The organism is Clostridium sp. AF37-5 (assembly GCF_003477605.1).
Classification (GTDB): Bacteria; Bacillota; Clostridia; order Lachnospirales; family Lachnospiraceae; genus Eubacterium_F.
In genome coordinates, this window is record NZ_QUDR01000005.1 from 14,831 (window position 1) to 37,659 (window position 22,829).

General features: G+C 41.7%; 19 protein-coding genes. All 19 read right to left on the minus strand.

Translation table 11 applies throughout. The annotated features are described in order from the left end of the window. Nucleotides 1–170 precede the first annotated feature (170 nt). Entirely contained in the window at nt 171–1,871 is a 1,701-nt protein-coding gene (locus DW019_RS04550) for a methyl-accepting chemotaxis protein (RefSeq protein ID WP_182431044.1), read from the minus strand. A 16-nt stretch (nt 1,872–1,887) separates the two neighbouring features. Further along, nucleotides 1,888–4,530, minus strand: a complete 2,643-nt coding sequence (gene alaS, locus DW019_RS04555) for an alanine--tRNA ligase (RefSeq protein ID WP_118442663.1) — start codon at nt 4,528–4,530, stop codon at nt 1,888–1,890. A 60-nt stretch (nt 4,531–4,590) separates the two neighbouring features. After that, nucleotides 4,591–5,307: a lysophospholipid acyltransferase family protein gene (locus tag DW019_RS04560; RefSeq protein WP_118442664.1), complete on the minus strand. Its 717-nt coding sequence runs from the start codon at nt 5,305–5,307 to the stop codon at nt 4,591–4,593. Nucleotides 5,308–5,331: 24 nt separating this feature from the next. Beyond that, entirely contained in the window at nt 5,332–6,591 is a 1,260-nt protein-coding gene (locus DW019_RS04565; RefSeq protein ID WP_117478012.1) for a glutamate-5-semialdehyde dehydrogenase, read from the minus strand. A gap of 3 nt (nt 6,592–6,594) precedes the next feature. Continuing rightward, nucleotides 6,595–7,164 carry a 5-formyltetrahydrofolate cyclo-ligase gene (locus DW019_RS04570; RefSeq protein ID WP_118442665.1) on the minus strand — a complete coding sequence of 190 codons (570 nt, stop codon included), beginning with the start codon at nt 7,162–7,164 and terminating at the stop codon, nt 6,595–6,597. Further along, complete coding sequence (locus DW019_RS04575; RefSeq protein WP_022375839.1) at nt 7,164–7,373, minus strand: DUF896 domain-containing protein; 210 nt, start codon at nt 7,371–7,373, stop codon at nt 7,164–7,166. The genes DW019_RS04570 and DW019_RS04575 overlap by 1 nt, the downstream gene beginning before the upstream one ends. Before the next feature lie 17 nt (nt 7,374–7,390). Further along, nucleotides 7,391–8,227, minus strand: a complete 837-nt coding sequence (proB, locus tag DW019_RS04580) for a glutamate 5-kinase (protein WP_022375840.1) — start codon at nt 8,225–8,227, stop codon at nt 7,391–7,393. Then, nucleotides 8,220–9,836, minus strand: coding sequence for an FAD-dependent protein (locus tag DW019_RS04585; RefSeq protein ID WP_118442666.1), 1,617 nt, complete (start codon nt 9,834–9,836; stop codon nt 8,220–8,222). Before DW019_RS04585 ends, proB begins: the two co-directional genes overlap by 8 nt. Continuing rightward, nucleotides 9,836–10,993: an aminoacetone oxidase family FAD-binding enzyme gene (locus DW019_RS04590; protein WP_118442667.1), complete on the minus strand. Its 1,158-nt coding sequence runs from the start codon at nt 10,991–10,993 to the stop codon at nt 9,836–9,838. Before DW019_RS04590 ends, DW019_RS04585 begins: the two co-directional genes overlap by 1 nt. 40 nt (nt 10,994–11,033) lie before the next feature. Next, nucleotides 11,034–11,624: a hypothetical protein gene (locus tag DW019_RS04595; protein WP_118442668.1), complete on the minus strand. Its 591-nt coding sequence runs from the start codon at nt 11,622–11,624 to the stop codon at nt 11,034–11,036. Nucleotides 11,625–11,766: 142 nt separating this feature from the next. Then, nucleotides 11,767–12,999, minus strand: a complete 1,233-nt coding sequence (locus tag DW019_RS04600) for an SH3 domain-containing C40 family peptidase (protein WP_147353007.1) — start codon at nt 12,997–12,999, stop codon at nt 11,767–11,769. An 83-nt stretch (nt 13,000–13,082) separates the two neighbouring features. Beyond that, the gene (locus tag DW019_RS04605; protein ID WP_022375845.1) at nt 13,083–13,736 is read right to left on the minus strand and encodes an HD domain-containing phosphohydrolase; all 654 of its coding nucleotides are present in this window, start codon (nt 13,734–13,736) and stop codon (nt 13,083–13,085) included. Between the two features lie 11 nt (nt 13,737–13,747). Beyond that, nucleotides 13,748–16,240 (minus strand): FapA family protein, encoded by a 2,493-nt coding sequence (locus DW019_RS04610; RefSeq protein ID WP_118442670.1) that lies wholly within the window; start codon nt 16,238–16,240, stop codon nt 13,748–13,750. A gap of 92 nt (nt 16,241–16,332) precedes the next feature. Further along, complete coding sequence (gene spoIVA / locus DW019_RS04615) at nt 16,333–17,808, minus strand: stage IV sporulation protein A (RefSeq protein ID WP_118442671.1); 1,476 nt, start codon at nt 17,806–17,808, stop codon at nt 16,333–16,335. 89 nt (nt 17,809–17,897) lie between these two features. After that, the gene (locus DW019_RS04620; protein ID WP_118442672.1) at nt 17,898–18,965 is read right to left on the minus strand and encodes an FKBP-type peptidyl-prolyl cis-trans isomerase; all 1,068 of its coding nucleotides are present in this window, start codon (nt 18,963–18,965) and stop codon (nt 17,898–17,900) included. A 95-nt stretch (nt 18,966–19,060) separates the two neighbouring features. Next, entirely contained in the window at nt 19,061–19,837 is a 777-nt protein-coding gene (trpA, locus tag DW019_RS04625) for a tryptophan synthase subunit alpha (protein ID WP_118442673.1), read from the minus strand. Further along, the gene (gene trpB, locus DW019_RS04630; RefSeq protein ID WP_118442674.1) at nt 19,830–21,014 is read right to left on the minus strand and encodes a tryptophan synthase subunit beta; all 1,185 of its coding nucleotides are present in this window, start codon (nt 21,012–21,014) and stop codon (nt 19,830–19,832) included. The genes trpA and trpB overlap by 8 nt, the downstream gene beginning before the upstream one ends. 5 nt (nt 21,015–21,019) lie before the next feature. Next, a complete protein-coding gene (gene trpC / locus DW019_RS04635; protein ID WP_118442675.1) occupies nt 21,020–21,802 on the minus strand; it encodes an indole-3-glycerol phosphate synthase TrpC in 783 nt (260 codons plus the stop codon). Nucleotides 21,803–21,813: 11 nt separating this feature from the next. Then, nucleotides 21,814–22,824 (minus strand): anthranilate phosphoribosyltransferase, encoded by a 1,011-nt coding sequence (gene trpD / locus DW019_RS15365; RefSeq protein WP_118442676.1) that lies wholly within the window; start codon nt 22,822–22,824, stop codon nt 21,814–21,816. Nucleotides 22,825–22,829 lie beyond the last annotated feature (5 nt).

Consider the following 22,829-nt stretch of genomic DNA (forward strand, 5'->3'; position numbering starts at 1 on the left):
AAGTTTACTCTGTAAACAAACAAAAGCTGTTTCATACGAACTAAGCATAAAACAACAAAAAAGAGGGTTCCTTTGTGGAGACTATAACGCAAAGCGTTATCCCGTCTCTCACAAAGGAACCCTCTTTTTTGTTGTTTTATTTAGTTAATGACTAACCGCTTTTTGTTATTTTACAAAGTAAACTTATCAGCAATCTTCTCAAGCTGCTCTACAGAATCCATACAGGTATCAACAAGTTCTGCATTCTGTGCTGCCTCAGTTACGACACTTCCGGTCTTTTCTGCAATATCTGTCACACCAACGGTTGCTTCGTCAATCGTTGTGTTAATACCGGTAATTGCGTCAGCAATCACACCAATCGAATCGGTAAGTGAAAGAATAGCATGCTCTACATTTTCCATGCTTGTCTTTACAACATCTGCATCATTATTATACTGGTTGCTGATAGCTCTGAACTGGTCATAATCTTTTAATACCACTTCGTCTAAGAACTTCGTTGTTCCCTCCATACTCTGAACCATTTCATCCACAGAAGAGTTTACTTCAAGTACAATCTCATTAATGCTTGTTACCGAATCTGATGTCTCGTTCGCAAGTTTACTGATTTCCGAAGCAACGACAGCAAATCCTTTTCCTGCCTCACCGGCACGGGCTGCCTCAATTGAAGCATTCAATGCCAAAAGGCTTGTCTGAGAAGAAATCTGCATAATGGATTCCGTCATCTCATTAATCTGTTTTACACAATCTGCAGCACTTACTGCTTTTTCTACCTGTGTCTTAATTGTATCGTACATAGAACCAGCACGATCCATCGCTGAATTTGCAGACTCACCAAGTGCGGTTGCTCTCTCCGAAATCTCATCGGAAAGTCTCACACCATCTTTGGAAAGCTTTGCGATATCGGATGCACCTTGTCGCATGTCTCCGATGTTCTGTGTAATTGTTCCCATCGTTGCAGAAGTTTCCTGCATGCCGGCTGCTAACTGCTCCGTAGTTGCAGAGTTATCCATACACTGCTCACGAATCTGTTCACTGACATCATTTACTTTACTTACTTCTTCGCAAATCTTCTGACTGGAATCCTTCAAATTCACAATACTCTGTCGAAGACTTTCTCTCATATCAGCCACGGATTTACCCATCAAACCAACTTCATCACGGCGAAGTGCAATCTTCTTCACTTTATCATCATTTGTAAAATCCAGTCTAGCCGTCTCATCAATAACATCCGTAAGCCTTACCAGCGGACGAACAATCAAAACAACTGCAAATAAACCAACTAAAACACTTAAGATAATTCCAATGCCAGCAACTGAAATTCCACGTACCCACATGGAATTTGCAACTGACATCACATCTCCCTTGTCTGCTGTGATAACCAAAATACTTTTGTCATTAAGTACATGATATGCAGCATATTTCGTTTCGCCCTTAAATTCATACATCACAAAATCGTTTGTGACTTTCTCCCCCTTTTTCATGCGGCTTACTGCGTCTTTTACAACAGCATTTTCTACTGACTTACCAACCTTTGATTCCGTTGGGTGAAAACGCATAATGCCTTCTTTATCAACCAGATACGCATAAGAAGTATCTAACCCGGAAATTTTAACATTTCTTAAAATATTAGCATAACCATCATAAGATAAGACACGTTTTTCCATCAACTTGTCATTTAAATCTGTTGAATACGCTTGTGCCAAATTTGTCATCTCATTCTTTGTCAAAATTTCAATCTGTTTGGTGCTGCGTGGAACAATCATTAACATTGTAACAGCTGAAATTACTGCTCCTGCCAAAGCAATAATTAGTACCATTTTAAAACCGATTTTGTTAAAGAAACCTACCTTTTTTCTGCTTGCCTTTTCCATGCTCAATTCCTCCATATTATTTAATAATCTGTTTTTCCATTACAGTTTTTGCACACGCAAGTGCTTCCGGAATCTTTTCCGGTAACTTTCCACCAGCCTGTGCCATATTCGGACGGCCACCACCGCCACCGCCTACAATGGATGCAACTTCTTTAATTAAATTGCCAGCATGGGCACCCTTTTTCATCGCACCATCAGTTGCCATGGCAATTAAATTCACTTTTTCCCCAATCTGGCTTGCAAATACAATAAATGCCTCACCAAGCTTCTGTTTTGCCTCATCGCCCAAATCACGCATGCCGTTCATATCAACATCCGTAAGCTGCTTTGTCAGAATATGGATTCCATCTACTTCTTTGGCCTCGGACAACAAGTCTCCTGCGGCTTCTTTCGCAAGTTTTGCTTTTAATTTATCATTTTCTTTCTGAAGTTGTTTTACTTCATCCTGCAATGAAACTATTTTTGCACTTACCTCTAACGGCACTGCTTTCAAAAGTTTTGCTGCCTTTTGCAGTTCACTCTCCATCGTATTGTAATACTCAAAAAGAGCTTTTCCTGTCAGTGCTTCAATTCGACGTACACCTGCTGCAACACCGCTTTCTGAAATAATCTTGAAAGCAGAAATATTTCTGGTGTTACTTACATGAGTACCACCACAAAGTTCAGAACTAAATGTTCCCATCTGAACAACGCGGACAACCTCGCCATATTTTTCACCAAACAGAGCCATAGCACCGGTCTTCTTCGCATCTTCTATTGACATTTCATTTGTCACAACATCAAGTCCTGCCGCAATTTCACGATTTACAATTTCTTCTACTTTTGCAATTTCCTCCTCCGTCATTGGCGAGAAATGCGTAAAATCAAAACGAAGCTTATCCTTGTCCACTAACGAACCTTTCTGCTCTACATGGCTGCCAAGCACCTCACGCAATGCCTGCTGCATCAAATGGGTCGCACTGTGGTTGTTTGCTGTCAGATTTCTCTGTTCTTCATCCACCGTAAGTTTTACGGTTTCACCTTTTTTGATAACACCTTTTGTCACACGTCCAACATGTCCAATCTTCGTTCCCTGAAGTTTGATGACATCTTCAACAACAAATGTACCATCTGCTCCTTCAATCACACCGGCATCTGCTACCTGACCACCCATCGTTGCATACATCGGGGTCTCTTCTACAAGAATCGTTCCCTCTTCGCCTTCTTTCAGCTCATCAACAATGGCATCTTGGGTTGTCAAAACTGTAACCTTCGACTCATGTGTCAAACGATCATAGCCGACAAATTTACTTTCGACAGAAGCATCAATGGACTGATAAATCGTAACATCTTTTCCCATGTAATTGGTTGTCTCTCTGGCATCACGTGCTGTCTGACGCTGGTTCTCCATCGCTTTCTTGAACCCATCTTCATCAACAGAAAATCCTTTTTCCTCTAAAATCTCAATCGTCAAATCAATTGGGAAACCATAAGTATCATACAGCTTAAATGTATTTTCACCGGAAAGAACTTTTTCACCGCTCTTTTGCAAATCTTCCATCATCGTATTCAAAATAGCGAGTCCCTGATCGATGGTCTTATTAAAGTTCTGTTCTTCCACGGTAATTAACTTAATAATATAATCTTTACGGTCTAACAATTCCGGATATCCTGTGTGAGACTCTGCCATCACTGTCTCGCTTAATTTAGCAAGAAACTCGCCCTGAATACCAAGCAGTCTTCCATGACGTGCGGCACGGCGGAGAAGTCTTCGAAGCACATAGCCGCGTCCCTCATTAGATGGCGTAATACCATCGGAAACCATAAAGGTTACAGAACGAATATGGTCGGTAATAACACGAATGGAAACATCTGTCTTGTATTCCTCTCCATAAGATACACCAGCAAACTCACAAATCTTATCACGGATTGCTTTTATGGTATCGACATCAAAAATCGAGTCTACATCCTGCATTACCGTAGCCAGACGCTCTAATCCCATACCGGTATCAATGTTTTTATTTTCCAATTCTGTGTAGTGGCCTTCCCCGTCATTTTCAAACTGAGTAAATACATTATTCCAAATCTCGATGTAGCGGTCACACTCACAGCCAACCGTACAACCGGGCTTTCCACAGCCGTATTTTTCTCCACGGTCGTAATAAATCTCAGAACAAGGACCACAAGGACCGGCTCCATGCTCCCAGAAATTATCTTCTTTTCCAAAACGGAAAATACGGTCTTTTGCCACACCAATTTCCTTATTCCAGATATCAAACGCCTCATCATCTTCTAAATATACAGACGGATACAGACGGTCTTCCGGGATTTCCAAAACCTTCGTCAAAAATTCCCATGACCAGGCAATCGCTTCATGCTTGAAATAATCACCAAAGGAGAAGTTACCAAGCATTTCAAAAAAAGTACCATGTCTAGCCGTCTTTCCTACATTTTCAATATCTCCGGTACGGATACACTTCTGACAAGTTGTCACACGTGTTCTCGGAGGAATCTCCTGTCCGGTAAAATATGGTTTCAGCGGTGCCATGCCGGCGTTAATTAACAACAAACTTTTGTCATTCTCCGGCACAAGTGAAAAACTTGGCAACGCCAAATGTCCTTTACTTTCAAAGAATTCTAAATATTTTTTTCTTAATTCATTCAATCCATATGGTTTCACGCCACTAGCCTCCTAAATGTGTCTTCAATAGCACAATTATAAGTTTTTTATAGTAAAATGTCAACCTTCTGACATTTGCCTGAGCGCAAGAATTTCGTCTCTTGCCATATCTGCAATTTTGGCGGCTGTCGGGGTTCCTTTTTCAACCTCGGACGGTGTAAAGAACGAGCCGATAAAAACAGCCACTCTCCCCTTTGGGACAATCCATCTTCCAATACTTGAGAGTCGTTCCGGTTTCATATAAACCGGAACGATTGGCTGCTTTGCATCCAGCCCGATAAAACCACCCTTTCGGAACTTATGCATCTGCTCATCATAATAGCTGCATTCTCCCTCCGGAAATAAGACCAGATTTCCCTTGGCAAGTGCCTGATGCATGGAAACAATATTGTTTTTTATCGTTTCCGGTTTTTTTGCTCCCCGTTCGAGCGCCACACAACCAATCGAATCCAAATAACGGGATAAAATTGGATAATGCCAAAGTTCTTTCGCCGCCACAAAACTAATCGTATCTTCAATTGCTGCCAGTAGAAAAACCACATCAAAAAAACAACGATGGTTTGACACGAGCAAAAAGTTTTCCAATTTTGGAAGTGCCTCTTTTTGAACAATCTCTAATTGAATTTTGGCAGATTCTACAATCTTTTGACAAATTTCTTTGCATATTAGGAAATTGTGGTCCGGGTCATTATTCAACTTCTTATAATTCCGTATCATTTCAAAAACAAGTCGAAAAAAAACACGAATTAACCGCAAGCCATTTCCTATCATCTTCATACGTCACCTCAAAAACTCATTTTTTTACTGCCTGATTTGTCCATCTCCTAAAATAATATATTTAGTCGTTGTCAGTGCCTTAAGTCCCATTGGTCCCCTCGCATGGAGTTTCTGGGTGCTGATTCCGATTTCCGCACCAAAGCCAAACTCAAAACCATCGGTAAATCTTGTCGAGGCATTGACATAAACCGCCGCTGCGTCTACATCATTCAAAAATGTCATCGCATTGTGATAGTCGGATGTGACAATTGCTTCCGAATGTCCGGTATTATAGTGATTGATGTGCTCAATCGCTTCCCCCAGGGAACCTACCGTTTTGATGGAAATAATGGCATCCAGATATTCGGTTCCATAATCTTCTTCTGACGCTTTAATAATTCTACGATCACACTGCATCGAGTATTCATCACCACGCATTTCCACACCATGTTCTGCTAAACGGTCAGCAATTTTTGGCAATACGTCCTTTGCAATTTTTTTATGTATAACCAGCGATTCACAGGCATTACACACACCATAACGCTGCGTCTTTGCATTTTCAATAATATTTACTGCCATATCAATGTCTGCACTCTCATCGACATACACATGACAATTTCCGGTTCCGGTTTCAATGACCGGTACGGTACTTTTTTCCACAACCGTCTTAATAAGTCCTGCACCGCCTCTTGGAATCAGCACATCAATGTACTCATTCAGACGCATAAACTTCTCTGCTGTCTCATGGGAAGTATCCGTCAAAAGTTGAATACTGTCTGCCGGCAAATTACACGCAGAAAGTGCCTCTGCAATCACTTTTGTAATCGCAAGATTTGAATTTAGGGCATCACTTCCTCCCCGCAGAATGACAGCATTTCCTGTTTTAAAACAAAGCCCAAACGCATCCGCTGTTACATTTGGTCTGGATTCATAAATAATACCAATCACACCAAGAGGCACCCTCTTTTGTCCAATCTGCATACCAAGCGGTGATGTCTTCATCTCCGACACCTCGCCAACCGGGTCTTCGAGTGCCACAATCTGGGTAAGTCCCTCTGCCATTGCCTCGATTCTCTCTTCTGTCAAAGAAAGTCTGTCCACTAACGATTCCTTCATCTGATTCTCTTTTGCCTTTTTCACATCTTTCTCGTTTGCAGCAAGGATTTTATCCTGATGTAAAATAAGTGCTTTCGCTACCGCTTCGAGCCCCTCATTTTTTCTCTTTACACCAAGTCTATTTAACTCACGGGACGCTTTTTTTGCCCGCACTCCAAGCTCTTTTAACATCTTTTCAGCTGATTCCATGATTTACCTCCTGTCTGTCAAAATCCGGTTTACCCGAATATCACATGCTTCTGCATCAATTTCTTTCACCCGCTGCATTTCAAATGCCAGCATAAAACGGCTTCCAATATATCCCCCCATCTGAGTTAAAAAGCGGTCATAATAACCGCCCCCATAGCCAATGCGGTTTCCCTTATCATCAAAGGCAGCCCCCGGCATCAACATCAGAACTTTCTCCGGTTTCAAAGACGCAAGTTTTTCTGTAAAGGGCTCTTTTTCCTGCGGCTCCAAAATCCCCTGATAGCCCGGTATTAAATCCGCATCCGAATATACCCGGTAAAATGCCATCTCTTTTCTGTCCGCATACGTTTTTGGCAGATAAAGAGATTTGCCGCTCTCACGGATTTTCCGATTCATTTCCGTCGTTTCCACTTCTGAACGGAATGATTGATATGACAAAACCACCTCTGCTTTTTGAAATTCTTCCAATGTAAATAGTCGTTTTGCAATCTCTCTGCTTTTTTCCCTGCGCTCCTTCTCCGATAAAGAATCCCGCAGAGAAAGCATCTTTTTTCGCATTTCTTTTTTTGTCATCAATGTGTTTCCTTTTTTCTCAATTTATGAATGGTGCCATCGGGCTCCTGAATCGAGGTATGCTCTAATGTATTTCGCAGATTATTGCGAATTGCAGCAAGATACTCTGCACGCAGAAGGGACTGCTCGTCTTTTTCCTCCGGCGTAATTGTCCCTGCCTTCTGCTTTTTATACAATTCATTAATACGGTTAATTTTTTCCTGATTCATTCTGTCTCTCCTATTTTCTATCGGTCTAAATAATTTTTCAAATGAAAATGTGTTGTCTTATGAGCCTTAAATAATGTACCAATTTCCTCACCGGCAAGAAGCTGATTGATGTGCTCCATGTCATCGCCATTGATAATTACCATATCCGCTCCGGCATCATTTGCAATACCGGCCGCTCCGACTTTGGAACTCATACCGCCGGTTCCCATATCGGTCGACGGTCCTTTTGCCATGCCTAACATTTCATCCGTAATCCGCTCTACATAAGGAATCAATTTGGCATCCTTATTTTTATTCGGGTCATCGGTATACAGTCCGTCAATATCACTTAATAAAACAAGCAAATCTGCGCCAATAATTGCCGCCACAATCGCAGACAAAAAATCGTTATCACTAAAACTTAAATCAATCTCATCGGTTGCCACGGTATCATTTTCATTCACAATCGGAATGACTCCTAAGTTTAATAATTCACGGAATGTATTTTGCGCATTGTGTCTGCTGATATCATTGGCAATCGTAATTTTAGTCATCAAAATCTGTGCGGTATTTTGATTGTATTCCGAAAAAAGTTTTTGATACACTGTCATCAGGCGGCACTGTCCAACCGCTGCACAGGCCTGTTTCACCGAACGCTCTGTCGGTCTTTCCATATTGCCAAGTGCCTTTCTTCCTACCAAAATTGCACCGGAAGAAACGACAACAATTTCTTTGCCCTGATTATGTAAATCGGTAAGAATCCGCACAAATTTCTCCATCTTGACAAGGTCAAGTGCTCCTGTCTCTTTATGCGTCAATGTGGAAGAACCCACTTTGAATACAATTCTTTTTTTATCCTTTAAATTCTCACGCATGATTTGATTCCTCTTTCTTTTTTTCCTGTATTTTCATTGCAATCCGTAATCCATCCATTGCCGCCGACATAATTCCTCCGGCATATCCGGCGCCCTCCCCGCAGGGATAAAGGCCTGCCAGAGAAACACTTTCAAAATCCTCATCTCTTTCAATACGAACCGGTGATGAGGTGCGTGATTCCAAACCAAGCAACAATGTATCCGGATGGTCAAATTCATGAATTTTCTCTGCAAACTGCCCCATTCCGTCAATTATACCATTGATTATAAAATTTGGCAACGCTAAGCGGATATTTGAAAACTGCCATTTTCCCTCAACACATGGCACAACTTTTCCAAGTGCTTTCGTCGGCTGATTGTTACAAAAATCTTCATAGCGCTGTACCGGAATTTCCCCATCAGCAAGTTCATACGCAAGTTTTTCATACTTTCTCTGCAATGCAACACCTGCCAGACAATCGTCTCCTTCAAAATCTTCTTCCGAAACAGAAACAACAATCGCACTGTTTGCAAATCCGGATGCTCTGTCAGCATTACTCATTCCATTCACGACAAGTCCGCCCTCTTCGGAGGATGCGTTTACTACATAACCGCCCGGGCACATGCAAAAAGAATAGACACCTCTTCCATCTGTTGTCTTTCCCGTCAGTTTATACGGCGATGCCGGCAGTTTTTCATCATTAAATCCATACTGTGCGCAGTCAATATCTTCCTGCCTGTGCTGCACACGAACGCCCATGGCAAATGGTTTCTGCGACATCGTAATATGTTCTTTCTTTAAGAGTTCAAACGTATCTCTGGCACTGTGTCCGATGGCAAGAATCACACGGTCACACAAAATAGGCTCTTCTTTTTCTCCATTCTGTGTAAGCACGCCACGCACACGTCCATTTTCTTCTAAAATCTTTATCATTTTCGTGTGAAACAAAAATTCACAGCCCTTTTGTTCCATTGCAAGTCTCATATTCGTAATCACCGTCTGCAAAACATCCGTACCGATATGTGGCTTTGCATCATACAGAATCTCTTCCGGCGCACCAAAATTCACAAAACTCTGTAAAACAAACTGTTTTCTTCCGGTTTTGTCTTTCACTCCGGTATTTAATTTTCCATCCGAAAATGTACCGGCACCTCCCTCGCCAAATGCCACATTGGAGTCCGGTTTTAAGACACCCTCCTGCCAGAATTTCAAAATATCATCATGGCGTTCTTCCATCTTTGCTCCCCGCTCAATGACAATCGGGGAATAACCGCACAGACTCAGATAGTAGGCACTAAAAAGTCCTGCCGGACCTGCCCCCACAACAACAACACGCTCGGGATTTTTAATTTCTTCTATCTGTCGCCACAAAGAAGGTTCTTTTTTGGCAATGGTTAAATTTTTATTCTTTCGATTTCTTTTCAGAACTTCCGATTCCCTGCGGCACAAAAATCTCACAGTATATAATACAAAAAGATTCGGCTTTTTTCTGGCATCCAGACTGCGTTTTACAATTGTAAACTGCGTAAAATCCTCCACCGAAATTCCAAGCAGTTTAGCTGCCTTTTTTTGCAGTTTAGAAAAAGAATCTTCCTGCCACGACAATTTACACTGAGATAATTGAAGCATTATTTTTCATTCTCCTTCCTCAACTGCAAAATATGTTTTGCTGCTATCATTGCGGTACTCCATGCAAAATGCAGGTTATAGCCGCCACAAATTCCATCCACATCCAAAAGTTCACCCAAAAGATACAACTGTTTTTCTTTTTTTGATTCCATGGAATCCTGCACCACTTCTTCTACCGGCACACCGCCTGCGGTAACCTGTGCACGCTCCATGCCAAAGGTATCACGGATTACAAACCGGAAGAATTTTACAAATTCCACCGGATTTTTTGCCCGTTTGCAAAGTGGCACCCATTTTTGTGGCAGTAAACCATCCACACCATGTTTCTTAATCCAGTTTTTTACCTCTTCCTTAGAAAGGGAAGGAACAAAATCAATCACACCTTCCACCAACCGGTTTTCATCCAGTGCTTTTGCTGCGATACGGCACATTTGAAAAACCGGGATGCCGGATACACCGTTTTTTACAATCTGGATTTCTCCGGTTTCAAAAGCCTCTGTCTTCCCATCAATCATCAACGAAATTGTTCCCTGAACCCTCGTTCCCGCCGTCTTATTCCATACCACACCATCGCATACAAGACCGGTTAATCCGGGATATAACTTAGTAACTGTATGGTGGAAACTTTCTGCCAGCGAATAACCGCTTTCACTTCCTCCGCTCTCTTTCCCTGCTTTTCCTCCGGTTGCTAAAACAACATAGGTACTATTAAAATCTCCTTTTGATGTATGGACAAGAAACTCTTTTTTCTTTGTAATCTGCTCTACTTCACAGTCTTCATAAATTGTTACACCAAACTGTGTGCAGGCATGATACAGCCCATTCACAACAGTCGCAGCCTGATTCGTATGCGGATAAACATAGCCATCTTTTTCCCGGTGCAAAATACCATACTTTTCAAACTCTGCAATCACGCATTTTGCTGACACCTCTGTCAAAAGATGAGAAATAAATTTCGAATTCCCATAATAACAATTCTCATTCATATGTAAATTGGTAAAATTGCATCTGCCATTTCCGGTTGCCGATAGTTTTTTACCAATTCGATGATTCTTTTCTAAAACTGTCACCTGCACGCCTTTCCTAGCAAGCATGACAGCACACAATAAACCAGAAGCTCCCCCTCCTACAACAATCACATCACACTGTGTCTTCATGACATCCTCCGTCTCTTCCTTTTATCTTCTCTATTATACCTTAACTGGAAAAGTTTTCAAGGACGGAATACAGCTCTTTTTCTGTCCGCACGGCGTATCCTCCCTGCAGTATCTTTTTATCCTGCTTGGATAAATTTTCTTCTTTCAGACCGGTTTTCTCAAACGGTTCTTTCTCGTCCTTTCGGTAGATAACCACTTCGCCATCCTTCAATCGTAAAATATATCCCTGCTCACTCGATTTGTTATATACCTTGCGAATAACAATTTTATCCTCCGAAAATGACTCCAGTGTAATTTTTACAAGACCTTCTTTTTCTTCCTCCCATGACTTATCTTTAATTTCTACAGTCAGCTGCTTTTCCAGTTCTTCCCTTGTAAGACCGGCATACTCCGGTGGCATGTCTCTTTCTTCTTTTACCAGTTCTTCGGATTCTTCTTCCCACTTTTCAATCACTAATTTTGTCTCGCTTGTAACCCGCTGCTCCTGCTTGGTGCTTGTCTGAGCTGCATTTTGCTGCGCCAGTTTTTTCTGTTCCTGCTTTTTTGCATACTCAAAACTTCCGTAACACAATAACGACAATACAAAAAACGCCACAAAAAAACTGCATATCACAATATATTTTCGATTCATGTTGTCCACCATCCATTCTTTTCAATCAGTCGTTGCTCTTAGGGACAGTATCGTCAAAAATATCTGCCTTTATACAAAAAAGCACAAAACAACTGCGCGAACGCCTTTGCTTTGTGCTTTTAACATTTACTGTTTTATAGAACTAATTCATAACTCGTCCGATTTTAGCCGGATGACGATAATAAGCATTACTAATCTTAATACCATCACGAGGGTTGCTGGCATGAATTACCATACCGCCGCCAATATACATCGCAACGTGGTTAATACGGCTTCCGTTGCTGTAGAAGAACAAATCGCCCGGTTTTGGTGACGAAACTTTTCTTGTGCAGCCAGCCTGTGCTGCAGCGTTATGCGGCAGGGAATGTCCATACTTCGCATACAGACTCATTGTAAATCCAGAACAGTCTGTTCCGTTTGTAAGACTTGCGCCTCCCCAAACATAACGGTTACCTAAGAACTGTTTTGCATATTCCACAATCGATGCCTGACTTGACGATACACCGCTTGATGAAGATGCTTTCACAGTGCTTACCTTTGTCGCACGTTTCAGCGTATACTGCTCTTTCACAAAATCTTTTGCAACAAATGCATAATCATCATCCACATAAATGCAGATAAAGTCTTTCAACTGTTCCTGCATTGCCTCATATCCGCCGGCTCTCTTAATTGCATCTTTGGATATTTTCTGTTTTTTCACAATCTTTTTCACATAATCTAAAGTTAGTTCGCCCTCTTTCATGGTGAACTCCTCGCCTTCCGATACAACGGAATAAATCGGAGCAGATGTCGATGGAAGGGCACGTACACGGAGTGAATCTGTCTGGATTTCTACACACTCACGGCCTACTTTCGTCGCCAGTTTTTCTGCTTTCTCATCCGTTGTCAGATAAGACGCCTTTACATAGCCTTTTACCTTACCGGAAACAATCTTAGCCCAGCCTTTTTTGATGTGGTATACATGACATCCGGCATTCTTTGTCATCTTGCCTACTACTTTACCACTTTCCGATGGCTTCTTTCTAACATTCAAATAGGTATCCACTTTATTGGCAACACCTAGTCTTGAATAATTTAAATTCAGTTCTACATGTGTATCCTTGTCCGTTTTCTTTGCTGTATCCGCTGTCTGCTCTGATGCTGGTGCTGCAGTCGGTACAGCTGTCGCATTTGGCTCCGATGCTACCAATACTTCAGATGTCTTTACATCTACAGTACCATTTGCCACATTGCTGCAATACTGCTCCAGCAATACGGTAGCACCCTCTACCTGCTCTTCTGAACCTACCATGGCAGCCTGCACGGAACATACACTGCCTACAATCAAACCACTCGCTAATGCAAGTGCAAAAAGTTTCTTTCCATATTTTTTCATCTTATTACCTTCTTCTTTACAAATTGTAATTGTTACAAAATTGTTACATTTGTTAAGAATTATAGCAACATCTATGTAATCTGTCAACCTTTCTTTCGCATTATTTCCTCATGTACTTCTTCCAACTCCATACGCATCATGGAAAACAAATCAATCAGACGCGGATTAAACACACCGCAATCACCTTCAATAATCATTTCAAATGCTTCTTCCGGTTTGTATGCCGGCTTGTAAATTCTCTCACTGATAAGTGCATCATAGGCATCTGCCACCCCCACAATCTGAGCTGCAATCGGAATTTCGTCTCCCTTTAATCCCAGCGGATAGCCATCACCATCATAGCGCTCGTGATGATACATACAAACCTCTGCACAACATTTATACAGTGCATAATCCGCACTGTCTTCTCTTGTAAGTTTCATCAGACGCTCAAAAATCTGTCTGCCCTTTCTCGTGTGATTTTTCATAATTTCCAATTCATTAAAATCAAGTCTTCCTGCCTTATGTAAAATCCGATCCGGAATAACAGTTTTTCCGACATCATGTAACATTGCCGCAAAGCAGATTGTATCCACATCCTCTTCCGATATTTTATAATCCGGACAGAACCGAATCACTTTTTCAAGCAAAATCCTCGTAAAACGCTGCACTTTTTCACAATGATACTCTGCATAAAAATCTCTATTTTCGATAACAGAAATCACATAACTAAACAACATATCTTTTCCCTGTATCATATCTTCACCCCCTAATGAGCCAATGTATCAATGCGGTTATCATGTTTTACAAATTCCACATTGTTGTATATTTCCTTAATTGCAAATGGATCCTCATTCAAAAACAGTAACGTACCCGGATAAGCCCGCCCGGACACCTGAATCCTTGCCTCTTTTTGCTTTGTCATCTGTTCCATCTGGGCATTCCGTTCTGAAAAAAGCTCCTTACGGCTGCTCTTTAACGTATATACTGCTCGTGTCAGCCGCTGTATCATCATCGAAACTTTTTCATCATGCACCGGTTTCGCCATTAATTTATTCAATCCATTTTCACACGTCTGCAATTCCGCCTGTGTCTGCTCAATCTTTTTCTGTAGTTCCTGATAAGCCGTCATATCTTCTTTGTCAATTCCCACACTGACAACGGTTGCAATTTCTGCTATATTTCCAATTCCATTACATGAAACACCTAATTTTGCACAGGTTTTGCCACCAATAATCACACCTTTTCTTCCTTCCACCAGAAGTTTTCCGTTTGCTTTTAATTGGCAGTTCAGCAAATATGTTGCTTGCACATCTTTTCCCGCCGTCAGAACTGCCGACTCAAAAAACTGGCCCACAATACTTTTTCCTGCGATAATCTTTCCAAGCCCCTTTCCCTGACAGCCCTTTCGGATAATTACATCGCCACCGGCTTCAATCTGGCTCGCTTCACAGTGTCCGTCAATTACAATGTTTCCAGCCGCCTGCACAGAAAATCCGGACGTCACATTCCCCATGATATTTACATCACCATTAAAACGAATGTTTCCGGTTGCGGCATCGACATTACCGGGAACCGTATATAAATTTCGTATTTCTAACTTATTTTCACCCTCGTGCCACTCAATAATTCCATCAATATCCGCATAATATTTCTTTTTATCTTCCGATACGCGCACGCCAATCACACGAAGTGCCGGAAGCTCTTTCCCTGGTTTTGGACTAATCATCTGTCCTGTTACATTATAACCAAAAGTCCCCGCCGTCGCCGGAAAATATTCCGCAACCAATGTATCTTTTTTAATAAATTCAAATAATTCCATATTTTTGTAATCCACAGTTCCATCCGCAAGCACTTTCGGTTTCGGATTCACTTCTTTTTTAAAATAATAGGAAAAATGTGCATCCTCACCATCAACCGGCTCTTTTCCTTTGGCTACAACAACTTCTTTATCAAACTGTTTTTCTCTTAGCATCGCAATAATTGACTCTCGCAAAATTCCCTGCTTGACATCCTTGTGTTTGAGAAGTTTTAAAACATCTCCCACATCCATTTTCGAAAGTTCTTCTTTCAATACTTCACTTGCAAGCGAAAAATTAATACTTGCCTGCATCTTATCTTCTGATACAAACACACAGGATTCCAGCAAATAATCATCTGTCTGTTTCTCCGGTACTTCCTCCTCTTGTTCTACTACTTCTGCTTTTGTTTCACTTAGGAATTTACCCACTTCATCATCTAATAGAAGTTCACTCTGGCGTTTTTTTTCAATTTTCTCAAGCATCTGCTCCGGCTCAAAATATTCTTTGGCAAATTCGGTAACATCAATTCCTTCTAGTAATCCTTTGCGAAGAATTTCCATCTGTTTTTGTGAAAAACACGGTTTTGCATAGACTTTTACATCAAGCCCCTGCTCTAAACCGTACCGGATTTCCCGCATCTGAAACCAATTTAACTCCGGGTCTGCATACACTGCCACATTCAGATTCTTCTGTAAACCAAGAATAATTTCATGAAGCTGAACCCCATGAAAACTTTTTCGTATGTATGGAAGCAGATTCACTCCCGCTTCAAACGCATCATTAATTTCTTTTAACTGTTCCTCATCATAACCATCTTTCAAATATGGGGTAATGTCATGGTTCATCCGGATACCACGTCCAATTTCAAACAAGAGTTTTCCGGCATATCCCTGTTTAGCAAAAGGTGCCAGTAAAATTCCCTCTTCCATGCCTTTACGCACTGCACGCATCGTCGTATATTTGTAGGATGGGTCCGCATAACAGGAAATATCCATTTTACTTTCTAATCCCTTGCGGATTTCCCGCATCTGGTACCAGTCATAACGAGTATCACAATAACTATCTACCACAATGCCCCGCTCTAATCCCTTGCGGATTTCTTTCATCTGTGGTGCCAGAAAATGCACATTCAAATATTTTTTTACATCCAGTTTTTCCTCCACACCTTTTACAATTTCCTGACACTGAAGCCAGCTAAATCCCTGCTCGATATATTTTTCAATGTCAATTCCAGCCTCTAAGGACGTACGGATTAGTTCCATCTCTAGCCAGCTTTTTGCCGGATCCATAAATAGTTCAACATCAACTTTACTCTCCAATCCCTTACGAATCTGCTCTAACTGCAGGGCATTAAAAGAAAGACGGCGATATCTTTCAATATCACCGCCTGCTTTTTTGCACAACAATAACTCCTTCTCATAATTCTTCTTTTGAATTTCCGCATCAATCTGTCGTTTCATGTACACCCCTTCTTCCCATGTAATTCTTCCATCGAACCTCAAATCATTCTCTTTTATAAGAATACCATGATTTTATGCTCTTTGTCAATTTATCATATGATAATGCAGACTAATCCGCCGTTTGAATCGTTTACCACTTTTTGTATGGTATCCTGCAACTTCACCTGACTTTCTTCTGTCAAGCGGTTTACCTTGGAATGGATTCCTTCATCCACTAATTGGCGGATTGTTTTTCCGAAAATATTAGTATCAAAAATGCCATCCGGATTTTCTTTTGCATTCTGACTGATGTAATCAATCAAATCCTTCGCCTGTTCTTCGCTGCCGACAATCGGTGCAATCTCCGTCTCAATGTTTGCCTGAATGATGTGCATGGACGGGCAGCTTGCTTTGATTTTTACACCATATTTATTGCCATGACGAATCAGTTCCGGGTCAGCAATCTGGATTTCCTTCTCCTCCGGCGGTACAATGCCATATCCTTTTCCCCTTACCTGATTGCAGGCAACTGCAAGAGATTCATAATTGTTTCTCATGCCTGATAGTTCTTTCAACAGCGAAATCAAATCGTATTCTCCCTCTATATTGGTTCCCACCATTTCACTCAAAATTTCATAATAATAACGGTCTTCAAAATCCACCGATAGATTGACAACACCATTTTCCAATTGTTTATCGCGGATGTACACGTCTTTGATATAAGGTGCCTGCATCTGAATGGAATCGTCCTGAATATCCTTCATGGTATGCACCTTCTGTATGACATTTCTGCACTTTTCAATCAAATCCTGTTTCAGCCAGTTATCCGGCTGCAAAAATTCAACCCACTTAGGAAGCAGGAAATTGAGCCTTGTAATCGGAAAATCCGCCAACAGCTGCTCCATGATACGAAACACATCCTCTCTATCCATTGTCTTACAATTTACCGCCATCACGGTTTTTCCATACTGTGCCTCCAGCCGTTTTGTAAACTGTATAGTTTCCTGCGGATCCGGACGACTTGTGTTTACAAGAATCAAAAAAGGCTTTCCTGCTTTTTCGCACTCCATCACCGTTTTCTGCAGTGCCTCTTCAAAGTTTACTGCAGGAATATCACCAAAAGAACCATCTGTTGTAATAATCAATCCCAGATTGGAATGTTCCCTGATTACTTTACTCGTGCCAATTTCTGCCGCCTTTGAAAAAGGAATTTCTTCTTCCGACCACGGTGTTTTTACCATGCGCTCTTTTTCTTCCTCAATGGCACCAACGGCTTCCGGAACCAAATATCCCACACAGTCAATCAGTCTTATTTTCCCGGTTTCCTGATTGGAAAAATGAATCACTGCCGCCTCTTTTGGAATAAATTTCGGTTCTGTTGTCATAATCGTTTTTCCGTCTGCCGACTGTGGCAGCTCATCAATTGTTCTCACTTTTTCGTTGTCATCCGACATTTCCGGAATCACAACAAGCTCCATAAAACGTTTGATAAAAGTCGATTTACCGGTGCGAACCGGTCCGACTATTCCCAGATAGATTTCGCCTCCTGTACGCCGGCTCATATCCTGGTAGACATTGTATTTGTCCATAAAAAAATCCCCCTTGCATTGCTGGAGACACACTCGTATCTGCCTTCTGCTAAACTATATGCAAGGGGAATCTTAGTTATTCTAAGGTTTTATTTTTTCACCAAAGTTTTTTGTACTAAATCAGAAAAATATTCATATTTCATCATGTAAACAATGTAGTCTTCCAAAGAAGCATTATCGCTTGTTGCCGATTTGAAATTCTTGCGGTAATCGGCTTCTGTGATATTATTGCTCTTGCAGATTTCTGCAATTTTATCTTCAAAATCCTGCTTTGTCACACGATAGCCTTCTGCCTGTGCTACCGCTTCAGCCAAAAGTCTTTCTTTGGCAATGCTTTCATAGTAGCTGTCCTCAGTCATACCATACATGCTAAGAAGTGTGCTCACATCCGTTCCGGACTGTGTTGCCTGACTCTCCAATGATTTTGACTGAATTGCCTTAATCTTTTTAATGAGTTCATCCGGCACTTTACTAATCTTTGCTTCGCTCGTAATCTTACTCATCGCCGTTGAAAGCATCTGCTGCTCGTTCTGGCTCTCTAATTCTTTCTTTGCTGCCTCTTTAAAAGCTTTCACGGTTTTCGTATTATAAGTAGAATCCAGTTTGGCAACTAAAGCATCCGTTGCTTCTTTGTAAATGTAATTTACTTTCAGTGTAAATACGGCTTCTTTTCCTGCCAGTGATGTCTCACGGTAATCTTTCGGGAAAGTCACTTTGGCATCTTTTTTCTCGCCAACTTTCATACCAACTAAGGCATCTTCAAAGCCGTCAATCATTTTACCGGAACCAACACGTAAAAACTGTGACTCAGCCGTTCCACCGTCAAAAGCTTTGCCATTCACTTTTCCTTCATAATCAAAGTTAATCAGCTGATTCTTCTTTACCAGCGTATCCGAACTTTTCACTTCTTTTTCATCACCGGCCGCAATCATAGAATCCAGTGCGGACTGAACATCACCATCGGAAACGCTCTTCTCAACTTCGATGTTTTTGTATTTGCCAAGAGTTACATAATCCGACGGGTCATACCCGAGAGATACATATTCCTCTTCACCAAATAACATCGCATGGAAACTTGGGATACTGTCAGTCGAGCATCCGGTCAGCATACAGGTCATAAGACCAAGTAAAATTGCTACAATATATTTCTTCTTCAATTTTCTTTCCTCCTTAGATAACGATAATCTTTTATCAGTATAGCACAAGATGGGAAGTATGAAAAGTGATTTTTTAGTGTCCTTATTGTGTCCTTTTATGCTCTCTCAACTGCTTGTTTCATAGACTGCACATATTCTTTCACATAAGGAACGCAGTTTTTACCGTATTTAGCTACAATTTTTACGATTGCGCTGCCAACAATTGCTCCATCCGATATCTTTGCCATTGCTTCTGCCTGTTCCGGTGTTGAAATTCCAAAACCAATCGCACATGGAATGGAACACTCTTCTTTCACTGTTTGAATCAAATCTCCAATTGCTGTTCCGATTTCCGTTCGGACACCGGTTACACCAAGTGAGGAAACACAGTATAAAAAGCCTTTTGCCTCTTTTGCAATCATCCGCACACGGTCTGCCGAAGTCGGTGCCACCATTGAGATAACCACCAGTCCTTCTGCTTCAAAACTGCCACGGATTTCTTCTTTTTCTTCAAACGGCACATCCGGTACAATAACGCCGGCAGCACCGCATGCTTTCGCGCGTTTTGCAAATTTCTCCACGCCGTATACATAAATCGGATTAATATATGTCATAAAAACAATAGGCACATGGATTTTGTCTGCGATACCATCCACCATATCGAAAATTTTATCCGTTGTTACCCCGGCGGATAAGGCACGGTCATCTGCTTCCTGAATGACCGGTCCCTCTGCTACCGGATCCGAAAACGGAATTCCGATTTCAATTAAGTCAGCGCCAGCTTCCTGCATCGCCAAAACCAATTCACGGGTAACATCAAGAGATGGGTCCCCTGCCGTAACAAACGGTATAAATGCTTTTTTATTTTTGAATGCGTCTTCTATCTTATTCATCGATTTCAATCCCCCTGTATCTGGCAATCGCTGCCACATCTTTGTCTCCTCGTCCGGAGATATTAACTACAATTATTTTATCCTTATCCATCTGCGGTGCTAATTTTCTTGCATAAGCCAAGGCATGAGAACTCTCAATCGCAGGAATAATTCCTTCAATCCGGGATAAATACTCAAATGCTTCCACTGCCTCATCATCGGTAATCGGTACATATTCTGCTCTTTTTGTGTCATACAAATAAGCGTGTTCCGGTCCGATTCCCGGATAATCAAGTCCGGCAGAAATCGAGTAAACCGGTGCAATCTGTCCGTATTCATCCTGACAGAAATAGGATTTCATGCCGTGGAAAACACCCATTGTTCCGGTTGCAATTGTCGCTGCTGTTTCCGCTGTATGGATTCCTCGTCCCGCAGCCTCACATCCAATCAAACGGACACTTTCATCCGGAATGAATTCATAAAATGCACCCATCGCATTACTTCCGCCACCTACACAGGCAAGCACGGCATCCGGAAGTCGTCCCTCTTTTTCCATTAACTGCTGTTTAATCTCGCGTCCAATCACACTCTGGAAATCGCGCACCATCATCGGAAATGGATGCGGTCCCATAACGGACCCAATTACATAGTGGGTATCCTCAATGCGTTTTGTCCACTCTCTGAGTGTTTCGTTGACGGCATCTTTTAATGTCTGTGTGCCGCTTGTCACAGCATGTACTTTCGCCCCTAATAATTCCATGCGGTATACATTCAAAGCCTGCCTGTCTGTATCCACTTTTCCCATGAAAACTTCACATTCCATTCCGAGAAGTGCTGCTACAGTCGCTGTTGCCACACCATGCTGGCCGGCACCGGTTTCCGCAATCAGACGGGTCTTTCCCATCTTTTTTGCTAACAAGGCCTGACCCAGTGCATTATTCAATTTGTGGGAACCGGTATGGTTTAAGTCCTCACGCTTTAAATAAATTTTCGCACCGCCCAAATCCTCGGTCATATGTGCCGCATAGTAAAGCCCTGACGGTCTTCCTACATATTCATGAAGCAGTGTATCTAACTCCTTAATAAATTCCGGATCTTTCTTATAATGTTCGTATGCTTCTTCCAATTCAATGACTGCATTCATTAAGGTTTCCGGTATATACTGTCCACCGTGAATGCCAAATCTTCCTTTTGCCATAATCTCTATTCTCCTTTTAATTGTTGTAACATTTGTTCTTTGTTTTCGCTTCGCATAAAGGTCTCACCAATCAATACCGCATTGACACATCCCTTTTCCAGTTCGACAATATTTTCTCTTGTCTTAATACCGCTTTCTGCCACAAAAAGGATTTCTTTTGGCACCTTTTCGCGAAGTCGGATTCCGTTATGAATATCCACCGTGAAATCTTTTAAGTTCCGGTTATTTACACCGATAATTCTTGCTCCTGCCCGGACTGCCATCTGAATTTCTTCTTCATCATGTGCTTCCACCAATGCAGACAATCCCAGTTCATCACAGTGCTTGTGGTAATGGGTCAGTGTCTCTTCATCTAACAGAGCACAAATGAGTAATACAGCACTGGCTCCTGCCGCCTTTGCCTCATCAATCATGTATTCATCCACGACAAAATCTTTACGAAGAAGCGGCGTCTGTACGTGCTCCGCAATTTCTGCCAGATAATCAATACTGCCTAAAAAGTAATCGGGCTCCGTCAAAACAGAAATTGCATCGGCACCTGCTTTTTCATAGTCTTTGGCTATTGCCAGATAATCAAAATCCTCGGCAATTACACCTTTGGACGGTGACGCCTTTTTCACTTCGCAGATAAAAGAAACGCCATCCTTTGCCAGTGCTTTTTCAAAACGAAACGGCTCTGTCGCTTTTGCTTTTTGTTTCGCTTTTTCTGCCATCACATCCGGAGAAATTCTCTTTTTTGATTCTGCTACACGCACTCTTGCTTTTTCTGCAATTTCATCCAGTATCATGTCGTCCTCCTTTATTGCTGTGTTGCTTTTACAAACTCTTCCATCTTCTCATATGCCTTGCCGCTGTTAATGAGCTCTTCTGCCTTTTTAATTCCCTCTTCCATCGTCAAATTTTCAGAGCCATGATAAATACCGATACCGGCATTCATAAGAACAACGTCACGTTTCGCGCCTTTTAATGTTCCGGAAAGAATATCCTTTGTAATCTGTGCATTTTCTTCCGGTGTGCCGCCAACTAACTCAGCCAATGGGTACGTAGAAAGTCCAAACTGCTCCGGTGTAATCTCATATGAAGTCAGTTCTCCATCCTTAATCTCACAGCAGTATGTAGGACCCGTTACCGTAATCTCATCAAGTCCATCGCTGCCGCATACCGACATTCCTCTTGTGACACCAAGATTTGCTAAAACTTCTGCCAGTTTTTCCACCAGTTCTTTATCATAGACACCAAGAAGCTGACGGGAAGCATTTGCCGGATTCGTAAGTGGTCCAAGAATATTAAAAATCGTTCTCTCTCCCATTTCTTTACGAACCGGTCCGACATTTTTCATTGCCGAATGATATTTCTGTGCGAACAAAAAAGCCATATCCGTCTCTTCGAGCACTTCTTCTGCCCGGTCTGTCTCAAGCATTAAATTCACTCCTAATTTTTCAAGAATATCTGCGGCACCGCTTTTACTGGAAACACTACGGTTTCCGTGTTTTGCTACCGGGATTCCCGCTGCTGCGATAACAAAGGCTGATGTTGTGGAAATATTAAAGGTTCCGACTTCGTCACCACCGGTTCCAACAATTTCAAGAACTTCTTTCTTTGGCTGCAAATGAGTTCCAACAGCTCTCATTCCTTTGGCACATGCCGTTATTTCCGTAATGGTTTCACCTTTCATACGAAGTGCCGTCAAAAACGCTGCCATCTGAATCTGAGAAGCCTCTCCGGTCATAATTTCTTTCATCGTCTCAAGTGCTTCCTCGTAAGTTAAATCCTCATTGTTAATTACTTTGTGTAATGCTTCTTTAATCATAACAG